Source organism: Pseudolysinimonas sp., assembly GCF_044239695.1.
In the GTDB taxonomy this organism is placed as follows: Bacteria; Actinomycetota; Actinomycetes; order Actinomycetales; family Microbacteriaceae; genus Pseudolysinimonas_A.
The window spans coordinates 45,956-62,496 of the sequence record NZ_JBIIAW010000004.1; the positions used below are offsets into that span (position 1 = coordinate 45,956).

Below are 16,541 nucleotides of genomic sequence, written 5' to 3' on the forward strand. Positions count from 1 at the left end.
GCCCGTCCCGGGCGTCGGTCCTTAGCTGGTGACGCGGGGCCGGTAGCCGGCGTCCCGCAGGCGGGTGAGCACGAGTTCCGCGTGCACGGGACCGCGCGTCTCCATGTGGATCTCGATGCCGACCTCGTTGATGAGCAGCCCGGTGCCGTGCCGGGTGTGGATGACTTCGACGACGTTCGCGTTCGCGTCGGAGATGAGTTCGGCGATCCGCGCCAGCTGGCCCGGACGGTCGGGCAGCGGGATGTCGACCTTGAGGTAGCGCTGCGCGGCGGCGAGGCCGCGGCTGATGACGCGTTCCATCACCATCGGGTCGATGTTGCCGCCCGACAGCACGACGACGGTCGGGCCGACGGCATCCACGACCCCCGCGAGCAGTGCGGCGACCCCGGCGGCACCCGCCGGTTCGACGACCATCTTGGCGCGCTCGAGCAGCACGACCAGCGCGCGGGCGATGTCGTCGTCGCTGACGGTGACGACGTCGTCGACGGTGCGGCTGATGATGTCGAAGTTGAGCGTTCCCGGGCGGGCGACCGCGATGCCGTCGGCGATCGTCGGGCCGACCGCGACCGGGATGATCTCGCCCGCGGCGAGCGACGGCACGTAGGGGGCCGCGTTGTGCGCCTGCACGCCGATGATGCGGATGTCGCGGTCGGGGGCGGCCTGCGCGATCGCCGACGCCACCCCCGAGATCAGCCCGCCGCCCCCGATCGGAATGACGATCGTCGCGACGTCGGGCACCTGCTCGAGGATCTCCAGGCCGAGCGTGCCCTGCCCGGCGACGACGTCGGCATGGTCGAACGGCGGGATGAAGGTCGCACCCGTGCGTTCGGCGAACGCCTTCGCCGCGGCGTTGGTGTCGTCGAAGATGTCGCCTTCGAGCACGACGTCGGCGCCGTAGTCGCGGGTGGCCTGCAACTTGGGAAGCGCGACGCCGGTGGGCATGTAGATCGTCGCGGCGATCCCGAGCTCCCGCGCGGCGAGGGCGACGCCCTGGGCGTGGTTGCCGGCCGAGGCCGCGACGACGCCGCGCGAGCGCTCATCGGCGGAGAGCTGCGAGAGCCGGTTGTAGGCGCCGCGGATCTTGTACGACCCGGTGCGTTGGAGGTTCTCGGCCTTGAGGAACACGGGCACGCCGACGATCCCGGAGAGGAACCGCGAGACCTCCATCGGCGTCGTCTGCACGACGGCGGAGACACGTTCCCGGGCCGCGTGGAAGTCGTCGAGGGTCGGTCCCGGGAGGGCCGTCCGATCCAGCTCAGCTCGCACGGCGTCTCCTCGGTGACGGGAGCGGGGTCGTCACGTCGGCGACCGTCGGATGCGGGTTGGTGCGCCACTCGCCACGGGCGATGTAGCCGATCGACCCGTTGAGCACCGCGACGAGCGGCACCGCGAACAGCGCCCCCGGGATGCCGGCGACGAATCCGCCGGTCGCGACCGCGAGCACGATCGCGAGCGGATGGATCTTCACGACCGACCCGACCAGCAGCGGCTGCAGGACGTGCCCCTCGACCTGCTGCACGAGGATCACGATGCCGAGCATGACGAGCGACTCGACCGGTCCGAGGAAGACCAGGGCGACGAACACCGCCATCGCGCCCGACACGACGGCGCCGACGACCGGCACGAACGAGGCGAGGAACACCGCGATCGCGATCGGGATGACGAGCGGGAAGTCCCGTCCGGTGAAGAACCCGAGCGCCCAGGCACCGACGCCGATGCCGATCGCGTCGATCGCGGCGACCATGATCTGCACCTTCACGAACGTGGTCAGCGTGATCCAGGCGGCTTCGCCGCCGCCGACGACCGCGGCCCGCGCGCGGGTCGGGAACAGCCGCACGACCCACTGCCAGATGCGGCGGCCGTCGATGAGGATGAACAGCGTCGTGAAGAGGGCGAGCACGAGGCCGGCCAGGATGTGGCCGCCGAGCGACCCGACCTCGAGGGCGGGGTCGATGAAACTCGACAGGTTGTCGCCGAAGCCGGCGAACAGCCCGTCGACGTAGGCGGTGATGTCCTGGTCGGTGAGGTCGAACGGGGGCTGGGCGAGAAAGTCCTTGAGATCCTCGTAGCGCTCGAACGTCCGCTCCTGCAGCGCCGGGAAGCCCGCCCGCACCTGGAACACGATGAGGGTGATGAGGCCTCCGACGACGGCGATGACGGCCAGTTCGTTGACCGCGACGGCCAGCCACTTCGGCCAGCCCGTGCGCTGGAGCCAGGTGCTGAACGGCACGAGCAGTGCGGCGAGCAGCACCCCGATGAAGAACGGGATGGCGACGTACCGCAGTTGCACGATCAGGAAGCCGAGCACCCCGAGCACCGCGAGCACGAGCAGGATGCGCCACGACCAGGCCGCGGCGACACGCATCCCCGGGGCGACTTTCTCATTCGGGTCGAACGGCGGCATCGCGACGGGCGCCTCGGCCGCCTTCCGACGACGTAGACGCGGAGCAGGGCGCTCTACGGGTTCCTCGGCTCGAGCCACCATGTCAGTCTAGGCGCGGCGCCGCCGCCCTCACGGTGCCGCGGTGGCGCTCACGGGGTTGCCCCGGAAGCTCACCCGCACGCTGTCGCCGGGCGCCGGCTGCACCGAGACCTCGTGCTGCACGCTCAGCAGGGTGCCGTCGTCGAGCCGCACCGTGGTGCGGCGCAGGGAGCCGAGGAAGCTCGACGCCACGACGGTCGCCGCGAGACCCTTCGTGGCCTTTCCGACGGCGAGTACGACGTCTTCGGGGCGCACGTAGGCGAGCACCGGGCCGTCGGGCTGGGCGTCGCCGAGCAGGGCGAACGTCGCCCCGGCCGCAGTGATCGTGCCGGCCTCGAGCGTTCCCGGAATCCGGTTCGACAACCCCACGAAGTCGGCGACGAACGGGGTCGCCGGCGTGACGTAGAGCTCTTCCGGGGTGCCGATCTGCTCGATCCGCCCCTCGCGCATGACGGCGACCCGGTCGGCGACGGCGAGCGCCTCCTCCTGGTCGTGGGTGACGAACAGCGTCGTGATGCCGAGTTCGGTCTGGATGCGCCGGATCTGCTCGCGCAGCTGCACGCGTACCTTCGCGTCGAGCGCCGAGAGCGGCTCGTCGAGCAGGAGCACCCGCGGGCGGGTGACCAGCGCACGGGCCAGGGCAACGCGCTGCTGCTGCCCGCCGGACAGCTGGTGCGCGAACCGCTCCCCCCGCTCGCCGAGGCCGACGAGGTCGAGCGCCTCCTGCGCGCGCTCGCGACGTTCCGCGGCGGCGACCTTGCGCATCCGGAGTCCGAACTCGACGTTCTCGAGCACCGTCATGTGCGGGAAGAGCGAGTAGGCCTGGAACACCATGCCGATGTCGCGCTTGTTCGTCGGCAGCCCCGAGACGTCGTCGCCGTCGATGCGGATCGACCCGCCGTCGACGACCTCGAGGCCGGCGAGTGCACGCAGCGCCGTCGTCTTGCCACAGCCCGAGGGACCGAGCAGGGCGACGAACTCGCCCGGCTCCAGCTTCAGCGAGATGCCGTCGAGCGCGCGGTGGGCGCCGTACACCTTCACGACGGCGTCGAGCTCGACGGTCGCCGGGGTGATGGTGAGGGATGCCGCGGGCTCGGTCGGCCAGGCGGCCGTGCGCAGGGCTTGGGTGTCGGTCATGATGCACGGCTCCGGTTTCCGACCGTTCCAAGACGGCCGATGACGAGTAGAAGGACGAAGGCGAACGCGAGGGCGAGGAGCGCGAGGATCGCCGCCACCCACGGGTCGGACTGCGAGACCTGGAGGATCGCGGTCTGCAGGTTGCGGCGGTTGAGGAGACTCGCGAGCGTGAACTCGCCGAGCACGACGGCGACCGTGATGAACGCGGCGGCGAGCACTCCCCGGCGCAAGTTCGGCAGCAGCACCCGCCACACGACGACCGGCCAGGAGGCGCCGAGCGATCGGGCGGCTTCGCTGAGGGTGACCACCGGCACGCCGTCGAGGTTCGACTGGATCGCCCGGTAGGCGTAGGGCAGCACGAGGATGCCGTAGGCGAACGCGAGCGTCCAGGTGCCGCTGCCGAAGATCCTCACGACGACCGAGTAGACGGGTGCGAGTCCGACGACGAGCACGATCGCGGGCACGGTGATCGGGATGATGCAGATGAACTCCAGCACGCGGCGCAGCTTCGGGAAGCTCATGTGCACGAGCAGCATCGTCGGCAGCAGCACCACCAGCACGATGCCCACGGCCACCGCGGCGAGCACGAACGAATTGCCGATCGCCTGGAACAACTGGCGATAGGGGCGCGCGTTCTCGGGATCGAAGAGTCCGGTCCAGTGGGTGAAGGTGTAGTCGCCGGTGAATCCGTCGCGCAGCGAGAACTCGAGCAGCGACAGCAGCGGGATCGCGAACACGATCGCGACGACCCCGAGGATGACCCAGCGGGTGACGGTGCTCGGGGCGAGGCCGAGCCGCACGGGGCCCGCCACCGTCGACGCGCGGCTCATCGCTGCCACCGCGAGGTCCGGGCGGCGAGCACCGAGTATCCCCACATCACGACGACCATGACGACGATCATCCCGAGGGCGAGGGCGCCCGCCATGTTCTCCCGGCCGAGCACGGTCTCGCTGATCAGGGCCGACCGGATCTGCAGCGGCACGATCTGCGAGCCCTGGCTGATCAGCGCGGCGGCGGTCGCGTACGACGAGAAGGCGTTGGCGAACAGCAGCAGCAGGCTCCCGATGAACGACGGGGCGAGCACGGGGCCGGCGATGCGGGTCCAGTACGTCCAGCGCGTGCCGCCGAGCGTGGCGTTGGCCTCGGCCCACTGCGACTTGAGCCCCTCGAGGGCCGGCAGGAAGGTGATGATCATGAGCGGCACCTGGAAGTAGACGTAGACGGGCAGGAGGCCCGGCACCTGGTAGAGCCAGACGCCGTTCTCGTGGATGTTGACGCCCACGGTGTCGACGAGCCACAGCGTGATGAGACCCTGGCTGCCGATCGCGGCGATGAAGGCGAAGGCGAGCATGACGCCGCCGAACTGCGCGAGCACGCTGGTCGCCGAGTCGACGATCGTGCGCAGGGCTCCGGATGATTTCGTCCCGAGCATCGCGTAGCAGACGAGCGCTCCGATGACCGCGCCGATCACCGCGGTGACGGCCGAGACCCAGAAGGAGCTGCCGAAGGTGGTCAGCACGGCGGGTTCGAAGATGCCGAGGATGTTGGCGAGCGTGAACGAGCCGTCCTCGGCGAAGAAGCCGGTGCCGACGGCGAGGAGCGTCGGGATGGCGAGGAAGAGCAGCACGTAGAGGGCGAACGGCGTCAGCCCGAGGTACTTGGCGACGCCGCCACGGCGGCGGAGGGGGGCGGGCCCGGCCACGGGATGCCGCCGGGGGGTCTCCCCGGCGGCATCCGCGACCAGCGCCGCAGTGTCGGCGACGGTCATCTGCGTTGCGCGATCAGGAGATCGCGGCGGCCCACTTCTCGGCGAGCAGCGCGGCCGCAGCCTCGGCCTGCTCGGCGGTCGGGGTCACGAGCTCACCCTCGAGGGCGCCCAGCGCGTCGAGCGCGTCCTGGTCGACCGTTCCGGCATCCTGCAGCGTCTGGATGGTCACCGGGTAGGCGCCACCGACGATGAAGAGGTTCTGCGCCGCGGCGCTGTAGAGGAACTCCATCCACAGGCGAGCAGCGGCCGGGTGCGGCGCGTCGTTGTTGATGGCCTGGTTGTAGAACGAGGTGTAGACCGTGCCCGGGAGCGTGGTCACCTCCCAGCCGTCGACCGTCGACGCGACGGCGAGGTTGTTGTAGCTCCAGTCGAAGGCGACCTTGATCTCGCCCGAGGCGATGGCCGCCTCGGTCACGTTGACCGGCAGGAAGTTGCCGGCGTCGTTGAGCTGCTCGAAGAAGTCGATCCCGGGCTGGAAGTCGTCCAGGTCGCCGCCCGACTGCACGGTGGCGAGGCCGACGGCGGCGAAGGCCGCGCCCGCCTGCGTCGGGTCGCCGTTGAGGGCGACCGCGCCACGGTAGTCGTCACCGAGGAGGTCGTCGAGGGACTCGGGCTCCGGCACCTCGTTCGAGTTGTAGCCGATCGACATCGAACCCGTGTAGTCGTTCACCCAGAGGCCGGTGGCCTCCTTGTTCGCGTCGGGGATCTCGTCCCAGTTCGCGACCTGGTAGGGCGCGAAGTAGTCGAGCGAGTCGAGGGTCACCGCGGTGCCGAGGTCGAAGACATCCGGAGCCGTGTCCTGGCCGCGGAGGTTGTCGGCCGCGGCGATCTCCTCGGCGGAGGAGATGTCGGGGTCGGCGTCGTTGATGACGATGTCGTAGGTCTCCTCGAAGAGCGCCTTGATCTCGCCGTAGTTCGCCCAGTTGTCGGGCAGGGCGATGACGTTGAGCTCGCCCTCGGCTTCGGCCGCGGCGATCAGGGCATCGAGGCCTCCGAAGTCTTCGGCGCTGGTGGCGGTCGCGGCGTCGACGTCGGTCGCCGGGGCGTCCGATCCGGCGCAGGCGCTGAGGCCGACGGCGAGCGCGGCAGCAGCCGCGACGCCGACGAGGGCACGCTTGGTGATCACAGGTTTCCTCCATAGGGATGAAGCGCGAGCCAAGGGAAGACCCGCGTCGTCGTGACGGTAGGAGCGCGAAACGACCCGCTGGGGGCACGAAGGTGAACGGACGGCGACCCCCCGGTGTCCGCGGCGCTGGGTAGGGTCGGCACGTGCCGGAGAAGATCTCGGCGGCGAGCGCCCGCCGCATCGCGCTCGCCGCCCAGGGGTTCGGGGTGCCGCGTCCGGCGACGGTCGGCACCCGTCAGCTCAACCTCCTCGTGCAGCGGCTCGGCATCCTGCAGATCGACTCCGTCAACGTGTTCGAACGCAGTCACTACCTCCCCGTCGTCGCGCGGTTGGGTCCCTACGACAAGAAGTTGCTCGACAAGCTGACCCTCGCCGCGAAGGCGCCCTACCTCGAGTACTGGGCCCACGTGGCGACGTTCGTGCCGCGCGACGACTGGCCGCTGTGGGCGTTCCGCCGGGCCGCGATGCGGCAGAAGTACGGCAAGCCGGGCAGGTGGGTCGACACGCATCCCGAGATGATCGCGTTCGTCCTGGCGGAGCTCGCCGCGAACGGGCCGATGGCGGCGAGCCAGATCGAGCACGAGGAGAACGTGCGCCGCGGGCCCTGGTGGGGGCTGTCCGACATCAAGGAGGCGCTGGAGTACCTCTTCGTTTTCGGCGAGGTGGTGACCGCCGGACGTCGGGGCTTCGAGCGGGTGTACGCGCTGCCCGAGCAGATCCTCTCCCCCGACCTGCTGAACGCCGAGGTGAGCGTCGAGGACGCGCAGCGCGAACTGGTGCGTCGTGCGCTGCGCTCCCACGGGATCGGCACGCCGAAGGACATCGCCGACTACTACCGGCTCTACGTCGCGACGACGGCCCGGCTGCTCGACGAACTGGTCGACGCCGGCGAGGCCGAGAAGGTCGCGGTCGAGGGCTGGAAGGCGCCCGGCTACGTGGCGACGGATGCCCGCATCCCGCGTCGGATCGAGACCGCCGCGCTGCTGTCGCCCTTCGACCCGGTGGTCTGGGAACGCGACCGCACCGAGCGGATGTTCGACTTCCGGTACCGCATCGAGATCTACACGCCCGCCCCGCGGCGCATCTACGGCTACTACACGCTGCCCGCCCTCGTCGACGAGGCGCTCGTCGGGCGCATCGATCTGAAGAGCGACCGGCAGGCGGGGGTGCTGCGGGTGCAGTCCGCGTGGCGCGAGCCGCACGCGCCCCGCGGCGTCGAAGAACGTCTCGTGCCGGTGCTGCGCGAGACCGCCGCCTGGCAAGGGCTCGGGGATGTCGTGGTCGCCGACCGCGGGGATCTCGCCCGCGATCTCGCCGCGGCCCTCGGCGTCACGCCAGTCACCGCGGGTTGAGTGCCCGCGCGCAGCGCGGGTGTATCGAAACCCACACGTCAGCACTCCCCGTTTCGATACGCGTCGCGCTGCGCGCGGCGCTACTCAACGCACGGACGTGCGGCTAGAACTTGGCGGCGTTGCCGAGCAGGCGCGCGACGCGGTCCTGGATCGGCGGGTGCGTCGAGAACAGGCGCGACAGGAACCCGGGACGGTTCGGGTCGGAGATCCACAGGTGCGACATCGACGTGTTGGTGCGCGCCACCGGGCGGCCGTAGGCGGCGAGCTTCTCGAGGGCCGAGGCGAGCGCTTCGGGGTGCCGCGTCGTGAGGGCGCCCGTGGCATCCGCGAGGTACTCGCGCTGGCGCGACACCGCGGCCTGCACGACCGCGGCGACGATCGGCGCGAGGATCGCGGCGACGATGCCGATCGCGAGGAAGACCAGGGCCGCGGGGCCGGCGTTGCTGTCGCGACCGCGGCCGCCCCAGAAGATCATGCGGAAGATGATGTCGGCGATGAGGCCGACCGCGATGACGAGCCCGAAGACGATCAGCGACACACGGATGTCGTAGTTCTTGACGTGACCCATCTCGTGAGCCATGACGCCCTCGAGCTCGGAGTCGGTCATCAGCTCGAGCAGCCCGGTGGTCGCGGCGACGACGGCGTGTTCGGGGTCGCGGCCCGTCGCGAACGCGTTGGGGGCCGGATCGTTGATCACGTAGACCTTCGGCATCGGCATGCCCTCGGTGATCGCGAGGTTCTCGACGATGCGGTACAGCCGCGGCTCGTCGCGCTTCTGGATCTCGTGAGCGCCCGAGAGCGCGAGCGTCTCGCGCGTCGCCATGAAGTACTGGAAGATCGCGTAGGCCGCGGCGATGACGATCGTGATGACCGAGATCGACCAGTCGCCGTACAGGAAGGTCGGGATCAGCGACAGGCCGGCGATGATCAGCATGAACAGGATGATGATCAGCACGGTGTTGCGCTTGTTCTTCGCGATCGCGGAGTACATGTCTTTAGTTTCCTCGCGGGCCGGGATACGAAACGGCTCCGCCGGTCAGTCAACCGGCGGAGCCTGAGTCATTTCTTAGAACTGCACCTTCGGCGGCTCCGCGATGGCCGACGGCTCGTCGACCTCGAAGAACTCGCGCTCGGTGAAGCCGAGGCCGCGCACGAAGAGCGTGTTCGGGAAGATCTTGATCTTCGTGTTCAGCTCGCGCACGCCGCCGTTGTAGAAGCGACGCGACGCCTGGATCTTGTCCTCGGTGTCGACGAGCTCGCCCTGCAGCTGGAGGAAGTTCTGGTTCGCCTGCAGCTGCGGGTACGCCTCGGCGACCGCGAACAGGCTCTTGAGGGCCGACTGGAAGTGGTTCTCTGCAGCACCGGCTTCGGCCGGGGTCGAGGCGTTGACCGTCTCGGACCGGGCCTTGGTGACGTTCTCGAAGACCTGCTTCTCGTGGGCCGCGTACCCCTTGACCGCCTCGATGAGGTTCGGGATGAGGTCGGCGCGGCGCTTGAGCTGCACCGTGATGTCGCTCCACGCCTCGTCGACGCGGACGTTGAGACGGACGAGGCCGTTGTAGGTCGACAGAAGGTAGCCGCCGACGATGATGACGAGCAGCACGATGACGCCGACGACGATGAGGATCTCCATGCCCGTCATCATAGGGGCCCGTCACCGTTTGCGAGCTGAGAGTACCTCGCGATACCAGTCGAACGAGGCTTTCGGTCGACGCTCCTGCGTCTCGGGGTCGACCGAGACCAGGCCGAACTTCTGGGTGTAGCCCGCTGCCCACTCGAAGTTGTCGAGCAGCGACCAGACGAAGTACCCCTCGACCTCGACACCCGGAACGGCGGCGGCGGCTTCGGCGAGGTGGGTGCCCAGGTACTCGATGCGCTGGACGTCGTCGACCGCGCCGCTGCGCTCCGGGTGATCGGGGAAGCTAGCCCCGCCTTCGGTGAAGATGATCGGCGGCAAACGCGAGCCGTAGCGCTCGGCGAGTCGATGCAGGAGCACCGGCACCTGGTCGGGCGAATCCGGCCAGCCGAAGCCGGTGACGCCGTACTCCGGCCAGGGCTCGAGCCGTAGCGGGAGGTCGAGCATCGCCTTCGAGTGCCCGTCGTGAGTGCCGACCTTGACGTGCGGCGGACCGGCCGCCACCTTGCTCGGGAAGTAGTACTGCACCCCGTAGAAGTCGACCGGCTCGGCCATGATCTTGCGGTCGCCCCAGTGCGGCAGTGCCGCGAGCCGCACCGCGAGGCCGACGAGTCCGGGAGGGCGCTTGCCGAGCAGCACCGGGTCGGCGAAGACGCGATTGCTGAGGATGTCGAAGTTGCGGGCCGCGAAACGGTCGCGCCAACGGGAACTGGCCGGGAACACCGGGGTGTGCGCGTTCGAGATGCCGATGCGACCGGTCACCGGAACCTCGCGGAGCGCCCGCACCGCGAGGCCGTGGCCGAGCAGCAGGTGGTGCGCCGCCCGCGCGCCGGCGACCCACAGCGCGGTCGCCGGCGAGTGCACGTCGAGGGTGTACCCCTCCAGGGCGAGGGTCGCGGGTTCGTTGACGGTCACCCAGTCGGCGACCCGATCGCCGAACGCCTCCCCCGCGATGCGCACGTAGTCGGCGAATCGATAGGCGGTGTCGCGTTTCGCCCAGCCGCCCGCCTCGTCGATCTCGAGCGGGGTGTCCCAGTGGAAGAGCGTCGCCATCGGTCGGATGCCGGCGTCGAGCAGTTCGTCGAGCAGCCGGTCGTAGAACGCGAGGCCCTTCGCGCTGGCCGACCCCGAACCGGTCGGCTGTACGCGCGGCCAGGAGATCGAGAACCGGTAGGCGTCGACACCGAGGTCCTTCAGCAGCGCGACGTCTTCCGGCATCCGGTGGTAGTGATCGGCGGCGACGAGTGCGTTCGAGCCGTCGAGGATCGTGGTCGACTCGGCGGCGAAATGATCCCAGCCGGCCGGGCCGCGCTCATCCGCGCCGCCCTCGATCTGATACGCCGACGTGCTCACCCCGAGGAGGAAGCCGGGCGGCAGCTTCGCAGCCAGCTCGTCGGGTGTCACGCACTCATTGTGGCAGCGCGGACCCAGCGGCCCGTGCCATTTGCACGGCGCGGAACCAGTGGTAGGACGCCTTGGGCGTGCGCGCGAGGGTCTCGGTGTCGAGGTGCACCATCCCGAAGCGCTGGGTGAACCCGGCCGCCCACTCCCAGTTGTCGACGAACGTCCACACGAAGTACGCGTCGACCTCCGGACGTGCGGCGGCGACGGCGACGTGCCGACTCAGGTAGTCGACACGCGCGCGGTCGTCGACGGTGCCGTCGGGGCCGACGACGTCGGGGAACGACGCGCCGCCCTCGGTGATCTGGATGCGCGGCATCCGGTCGCCGTAGCGAGCCGCGACGTAGTCCAGCACATCGTCCAGCGAGTCGGGAGCGATCGGCCAGCCGAATCCCGTGACCGGATGCTCGGGGAACGGCTCGAGCCGGAACGGCACGTCCTTCATCGCCTCGGTCTCGCCGTCGGGGGTATGCCCCTGCGGATCGGCCCCGGCGGCGATGCGCGTCGGGAAGTAGTAGTTGAGCCCGTAGAAGTCGAGGGGCCGGGAGATCACCGCGGCGTCGCGGCCGAGGCGCGAGAGCACCTTCAGCCCGAGCCTCTCCAACCCGCGGGCGCCGCGCGGCAGCTCGGCGGCCCGCCCGAGCAGCACGGGATCGGCGAACAGCCGGTTGTGGATGAAGTCGAAGAGGTCGGCGGCATCCCCGTCCTCCGTCGACGACGTTGCGGGCTCGACGGGCGTGTGCACGTTGGTGATGCCGATGCGCCCCGTCACGGGTACGGCGCGCAGCGCGTCGACGGCGAGGCCGTGCGCGCGCAGCAGATTGCGCACCGCGCGGATCGCGCCGAACAGCTTCGCCCGACCGGGGGCGTGCACGCCGAGCGCGTAGCCGTCGAGGATCACCGTCGTCGGCTCGTTGAGCGTGATCCAGTCGGCGATGCGATCACCGAAAGCCTCCCCCGCGGCTGCCGCGTACTCCGCGAAGCGATCGGCGGTGTCGCGGCGCAGCCATCCGCCGCGTTCTTCGAGGGGCGCCGGCGTATCCCAGTGGAAGAGCGTGACGACCGGGCGGATGCCGGCCTCGAGCAGCCCGTCGATCACGCGGTCGTAATAGGCGACGGCCTTCGGGTTGACCGGGCCCCTCCCGTCGGGCAGCAGGCGGCTCCACGACAGCGAGAACCGCGACGCGTCGATCCGGGCCTCCCGCATGAGCGCGAGGTCCTCGTCGAAGCGGTGGTAGGCATCCGTCGTCACCGCCGGCGTCGACCCGTCGCGGATGCGGCCGGGCTCCGCCGCGAACACATCCCAGGTCGACGGCGTGCGGCCGTCCTCGTCCCAGGCGCCTTCGATCTGCGGGGCGGCGCTCGCGACGCCGAACACGAAGTCGCTCCGCATCGAGGCGGCGAGTTGCTCGGGTGTCATGCGCCGAGGACGCGGTCGAGGTAGCGGTTGCCGAAGCGGCGCTCGGGGTCGAGTTCGTCGCGCACGGCGAGGAAGTCGTCGAAGCGCGGGTACGCGGGCCGGAGGTCGTCGGCCGAACGGAAGTGCATCTTGCCCCAGTGCGGCCGGCCGTCGTACGTGCGCATGATCGCGTCGAACGCCCGGAAGTACTCGTCGGGATCGTCGCGGAAATAGCGGTGCACGGCGATGTAGGCGCTCGGCCGGTCGTAGGCGGTCGACATCCAGTTGTCGTCGGGGGCCGCCGCGCGCACCTCGACCGGGAAGGAGATGCGCCAGCCCTGCCGCTCGACGAGGTCGCGCACCTCGCGCAGCGCCCGCGGGAGGCTCTCGAACGGGATCGCGTACTCGCTCTCGCGGAAGCGCACGAGACGCGGGCTCGCGAAGATCTCGTACGAGACGCCCGTGCGCTCGCCTTCGCCATAGACACTCGTCGCGAAGCGACTGAGCCCGGGAACCGCCGGCTGGATCAGATGGCCCAGAGCCTGCTGCACGCGCAGAGCCTCGTTCTCGAGCAACCGCTTCTCCGCCCAGAGGGCGACCGGGTTCGGCTTCGCGAAGGCGGTGCCGGCGGGAAGCCGGGTCTTGGTCTGCGTCATCGCCTTGTCGGTGTGCGGCCACCAGTAGAACTCGAAGTGGTCGGCAGCTTCGACCAGCTCCGGCCAGCCGTCGAGCACCTCGTCGAAGGGTCGGGGCCGGTCGGCGGAGCGCAGCACGAAGGAGTCGACGCACTGCAGCTCGACCTCGACCAGGATGCCGAGGGCGCCGAGTCCGAGCCGCACGGCGGGCAGCAGCTCCGCACGTTCGGTCTCGGAGACCCGGAGCACGTCGCCGGAACCGGTGACGAGGGTCGCCCCGACGATCTGGGTCGCGAGACCGCCGAAGCCGATGCCGGTGCCGTGCGTGCCGGTCGACGTCGCGCCGGCGATCGACTGCCGGTCGATGTCGCCCATGTTCTGCAACGCGAGGCCGTGTTCGGCCAGCAGCGGCCCGAGGCGGTGGAGACGGGTGCCGGCGGCGACCCGCACCCGCTTCGTCACGGTGTCGACGCCGACGAGGCCCTGGAGTCCGTCGAGGGTGACCTGCACCCCCGTGGTGCCGGCGATCTCGGTGAAACTGTGGCCCGCGCCGACCGCCTTGACGGTGAGCTCGCGCTCGGCGGCCGTGCGCACGACCGCGACCACGTCATCCACGCTCGTCGGCCGCGCCACGTGCGCGACCTGCGCCGCAGCGGAGCGACCCCAATTGCGCCAGCGGGTTCCGGGGCCGAGGAGGGTCACAGGAACACCTTCCCTTCCCCGCGGTAGGTCGGCAACTCGCCGACGAGGGCGCCGTTCTCGACGAGCGCGAACGCGGCGAGGTGCTCGCTCAGCTCGCCGGCCTTGGTGTGTCGCAGCCACACCCGGTCGCCGACCGCGAGCTCGCGCGCCGCGGCACCGCGCAGCGGAGTCTGCACCTCGCCCGCTCCTTCCCGCGCGATCATCGTGAGGCCCTCGGGCCAGACCACCTTCGGGGAGCGGTCGGCCGCGGGCGGGCCCGAGGCGATCCAGCCACCGCCGAGCAACGTCGCGATGTCGTCGGCCGGGCGCCGCACGACGTCGAGGGCGAACGCCGCCGCGGGAGCGGGTCGGAAGTGCGTGTAGTGGTCGAACAGGTGCGGGCCGAAGAGGCCCGACCCGGCGGCGACCTCGGTGACCGAGGAGTCGGCATGCGTCGACTCGATCGACCCGGTGCCGCCGCCGTTGACGAACTCGAGCTCGACGATCTGCCGCACCCGGCGCACGGCCTCGGCCCGACGCTCGGCGAGTTCGCGCGTCGAGGCCCGCTGCATCGCGCGGATCGCGGCCTTGCGCGGGCCGGCGTTCGTCACCCCGGCAATCTGCGCTTCGTACCCCATCATCCCGACGAGACGGAACCCGCGACGGGCGATCACGGCTTCGGCGAGCGCCTCGGCCGCGCTGGGCCGGTGCACCGGGGAGCGGTACACCCCCACGTGACCCAGCACACGCGAGCGGTAGGACATGTCGAGCTCGATCGCCACCCGGATGACGGCGCGCTTCGCGGGGGCGACCACGGCATCCACGAGGTCGAGCTGGGCGAGGTCATCGATCATGAGCGTCACGCGCGAGGCGAGCCGCTCGTCGGCGGCGAGCCGGGCGAGGGCTCCGCGATCGGCGGTCGGGTAGCCGAGCACGATGTCGTCGTGGTCTTCGGCGAGCCAGAGCGCCTCGTCGAGGCTGTAGGCGAGGATGCCGGAATAGCCCGGCAGGGCGAGCACGGCGTCCAGCACGCCGCGCACCCGCACCGACTTGCTCGCGACGCGGATCGGCAGGCCGGCCGCGCGGTCGAGCAGGTCGTGGGCGTTCGAGGCGAGTGCTTCGACGGAGATGACCCCGACGGGGGCGTCGAGCTCGTGGGTCGCGGCGGTGAGGGCGGGCCACCAGTCGTGGGCATCGTCCCAGGGGGCGTACTTCTGCCGCTCCAGGCTGGGCATCCGATCGCTCATCGCACGCTCCTGACCGGGAGCACCGCGAGGGCGCCGAGGATCGTGACGACGCCCGACACGAGGAACAATCCGACGAAGCCCGTCGCGACGGTACCGGTGAGGGTCGCGACGAGGGCGACGATGCCCGCGCCGAGCAGCGGAGCGACGGCTTGCGGCACGGTCGTGGCGATGTTCATCACCCCCAGATCCTTGCCGCGCGCGGTCGCATCCGGAAGGACTTGCGTCGCGAGCGCCTGGTCGACCGAGAGGAAGGCCCCGTACCCGACACCGAGGAACGCGCTGGCCACGAGGGCGACCCCGTACTCCGGGACGAACGCCAGCAACAGGGCGGCGATCGCCTGCATTCCGGCGGAGAACACCACGAACGGCTTGCGGCGACCCACCCGGTCGGACCACTGCCCGACGACGAGCGACGACATGACGATGAAGACCGTGTAGACGACGATCAGGATGAGCAGGTCGGTCTCGGCGTCCTCACTGCCCAGCCCGTAGATCAGGAAGAACAGCAGCAGCGTCGTGCCGAGCGCGTTGCCGATGTTGACGAGGATGCGGCCGAGCAGCGTCCAGGCGAAGTCGGGGTAGCGTGTCGGGCTGATCCAGAATCCGGCCAGCAGCGTCTTCGCGCTGAACGCCGGACGGTCGGCGCGGTCGAGGCGCGCGTCGGGCGTGATGACCAGGAACGGGATGATGAGCGCCAGCAGCAGCGCCGCGACCACGACGTAGCCGAGCAGCACCGTGAGCTCGAGGGCGACCACGAGCAGCACGCCGAGGATCAGTCCGACGGCCTGCGGCGCCGAGATCCACGCGGAGGCGACCCCGCGCTGACCGACCGGCACCTGGTCGGAGATCATCGCGGTGAGCGCGGCCGTCAGCACGCAGAACCCGACGATCGCGAGCACCCAGAAGACGCCGACGCCGACCATCGTCTCCTGCAGCCCGAGCAGCACGAGGGCGGCGGCGAAGACGAGCGCGCCGCCGAGGATCCACGGCTTGCGCCGGCCGAACCGCGAGGTCGTCCGGTCCGAGAGCGCGCCGGCGAGCGGGTAGACGACGAGGGCGAACGCCCCCGCGATACCGGAGATGATGCCGAACGCCACGACGCTCTGGACCCCGTCGCCCTGCGGGGCGATCGCGTCGATCTGCTCGGGCAGCAGCAGTTGCACGGGGGTGAGCTGTGCCATCCAGATGCCGAGCCAGGCGACCGCGAAGCCCGCGATCCACCGGCCGGGCACGCGCCGCGTGGGTTCGTCGAACGCGCGCAGAGCGGGCGGGGTCGTGTCGGTCACTCGGACTCCTCGGTGATGGTGGTGGCGTTGCGGGAGATCGGGAGGGCGTGGGCGGCGATCGCGTCGGAGGCGAGGTCGAGCAGGCGCTCGGCCGCGGCGTCGTCGCGGGTCGCGAGCCAGGCGAGGGTCGCCCCATCGGTGAGTGCGACGCCGAGCGCGGCGAGTTCGGCGACGGGAACGTCCCAGCGCACCCGGAAGTGGAGGGCGCCGGCCTGCAGCAGCCGGGCCGCCAGTCCGCGGTACACGTCGTACTGCGCCGCCGGGAATGCCGCGAGAGTCGGCGTGCGGAGCGCGTACTGCGTGAGCTCGAACATCGCCTGCTCCCGCGCGGGGTCGGCGCGCACGATGTCGAAGTACGACCCGAGCACGCCGCGCACCGTCGTGCGGAGGT

General features: G+C 70.5%; 15 protein-coding genes. 1 reads left to right on the top strand and 14 read right to left on the bottom strand.

The window, feature by feature from the left end:
• Positions 1-21: 21 nt before the first annotated feature.
• Genes ilvA through ACILQS_RS01520 form a run of 6 tightly spaced genes read right to left on the bottom strand, consistent with a single transcriptional unit; the run spans position 22 to position 6,513 of the window.
• Positions 22-1,266 (bottom strand): threonine ammonia-lyase, encoded by a 1,245-nt coding sequence (gene ilvA, locus ACILQS_RS01495; RefSeq protein ID WP_395638322.1) that lies wholly within the window; start codon positions 1,264-1,266, stop codon positions 22-24.
• A complete protein-coding gene (locus ACILQS_RS01500) occupies positions 1,256-2,482 on the bottom strand; it encodes an AI-2E family transporter (RefSeq protein ID WP_395638323.1) in 1,227 nt (408 codons plus the stop codon). The genes ilvA and ACILQS_RS01500 overlap by 11 nt, the downstream gene beginning before the upstream one ends.
• Before the next feature lie 30 nt (positions 2,483-2,512).
• The gene (locus ACILQS_RS01505) at positions 2,513-3,619 is read right to left on the bottom strand and encodes an ABC transporter ATP-binding protein (RefSeq protein ID WP_395638324.1); all 1,107 of its coding nucleotides are present in this window, start codon (positions 3,617-3,619) and stop codon (positions 2,513-2,515) included.
• Entirely contained in the window at positions 3,616-4,449 is an 834-nt protein-coding gene (locus ACILQS_RS01510; RefSeq protein WP_395638325.1) for an ABC transporter permease, read from the bottom strand. Before ACILQS_RS01510 ends, ACILQS_RS01505 begins: the two co-directional genes overlap by 4 nt.
• Positions 4,446-5,387, bottom strand: a complete 942-nt coding sequence (locus ACILQS_RS01515; RefSeq protein WP_395638326.1) for an ABC transporter permease — start codon at positions 5,385-5,387, stop codon at positions 4,446-4,448. Before ACILQS_RS01515 ends, ACILQS_RS01510 begins: the two co-directional genes overlap by 4 nt.
• A 13-nt stretch (positions 5,388-5,400) precedes the next feature.
• On the bottom strand, positions 5,401-6,513 hold the full coding sequence (locus ACILQS_RS01520) for an ABC transporter substrate-binding protein (protein WP_395638327.1): 1,113 nt from the start codon (positions 6,511-6,513) through the stop codon (positions 5,401-5,403).
• Positions 6,514-6,656: 143 nt separating this feature from the next.
• Between ACILQS_RS01520 and ACILQS_RS01525 the strand changes: the two genes are divergently transcribed.
• A complete protein-coding gene (locus ACILQS_RS01525; RefSeq protein WP_395638328.1) occupies positions 6,657-7,865 on the top strand; it encodes a winged helix-turn-helix domain-containing protein in 1,209 nt (402 codons plus the stop codon).
• A 103-nt stretch (positions 7,866-7,968) separates the two neighbouring features.
• On the opposite strand, the gene ACILQS_RS01530 is transcribed toward ACILQS_RS01525, so the two are convergent.
• The 8 genes from ACILQS_RS01530 to ACILQS_RS01565 form a co-directional block, all read right to left on the bottom strand.
• Positions 7,969-8,856 carry a M48 family metallopeptidase gene (locus ACILQS_RS01530; RefSeq protein ID WP_395638329.1) on the bottom strand — a complete coding sequence of 296 codons (888 nt, stop codon included), beginning with the start codon at positions 8,854-8,856 and terminating at the stop codon, positions 7,969-7,971.
• Between the two features lie 75 nt (positions 8,857-8,931).
• Positions 8,932-9,498, bottom strand: a complete 567-nt coding sequence (locus ACILQS_RS01535; RefSeq protein ID WP_395638330.1) for a LemA family protein — start codon at positions 9,496-9,498, stop codon at positions 8,932-8,934.
• A 21-nt stretch (positions 9,499-9,519) separates the two neighbouring features.
• Positions 9,520-10,905: a glycoside hydrolase family 1 protein gene (locus ACILQS_RS01540; protein WP_395638331.1), complete on the bottom strand. Its 1,386-nt coding sequence runs from the start codon at positions 10,903-10,905 to the stop codon at positions 9,520-9,522.
• Between the two features lie 4 nt (positions 10,906-10,909).
• On the bottom strand, positions 10,910-12,322 hold the full coding sequence (locus ACILQS_RS01545) for a glycoside hydrolase family 1 protein (RefSeq protein WP_395638332.1): 1,413 nt from the start codon (positions 12,320-12,322) through the stop codon (positions 10,910-10,912).
• Entirely contained in the window at positions 12,319-13,638 is a 1,320-nt protein-coding gene (locus ACILQS_RS01550; protein WP_395638333.1) for a D-arabinono-1,4-lactone oxidase, read from the bottom strand. Before ACILQS_RS01550 ends, ACILQS_RS01545 begins: the two co-directional genes overlap by 4 nt.
• Entirely contained in the window at positions 13,635-14,864 is a 1,230-nt protein-coding gene (locus ACILQS_RS01555; protein WP_395638334.1) for an alanine racemase, read from the bottom strand. Before ACILQS_RS01555 ends, ACILQS_RS01550 begins: the two co-directional genes overlap by 4 nt.
• Positions 14,861-16,150: an MFS transporter gene (locus ACILQS_RS01560; protein WP_395638335.1), complete on the bottom strand. Its 1,290-nt coding sequence runs from the start codon at positions 16,148-16,150 to the stop codon at positions 14,861-14,863. Before ACILQS_RS01560 ends, ACILQS_RS01555 begins: the two co-directional genes overlap by 4 nt.
• The coding region (locus ACILQS_RS01565) for a TetR family transcriptional regulator C-terminal domain-containing protein (protein WP_395638336.1) at positions 16,147-16,541 on the bottom strand (395 nt) is incomplete at its 5' end. The genes ACILQS_RS01560 and ACILQS_RS01565, both read right to left, overlap by 4 nt.

Excerpts from the sequence above, each read along its gene's own strand:
- ACILQS_RS01505 (WP_395638324.1), bottom strand. The coding sequence starts at position 3,619 with ATGACCGACACCCAAGCCCTGCGCACGGCCGCCTGGCCGACCGAGCCC.
- ACILQS_RS01510 (WP_395638325.1), bottom strand. The coding sequence starts at position 4,449 with ATGAGCCGCGCGTCGACGGTGGCGGGCCCCGTGCGGCTCGGCCTCGCC.
- ACILQS_RS01515 (WP_395638326.1), bottom strand. The coding sequence starts at position 5,387 with ATGACCGTCGCCGACACTGCGGCGCTGGTCGCGGATGCCGCCGGGGAG.
- ACILQS_RS01530 (WP_395638329.1), bottom strand. The coding sequence starts at position 8,856 with ATGTACTCCGCGATCGCGAAGAACAAGCGCAACACCGTGCTGATCATC.
- ACILQS_RS01535 (WP_395638330.1), bottom strand. The coding sequence starts at position 9,498 with ATGGAGATCCTCATCGTCGTCGGCGTCATCGTGCTGCTCGTCATCATC.
- ACILQS_RS01545 (WP_395638332.1), bottom strand. The coding sequence starts at position 12,322 with ATGACACCCGAGCAACTCGCCGCCTCGATGCGGAGCGACTTCGTGTTC.
- ACILQS_RS01555 (WP_395638334.1), bottom strand. The coding sequence starts at position 14,864 with ATGAGCGATCGGATGCCCAGCCTGGAGCGGCAGAAGTACGCCCCCTGG.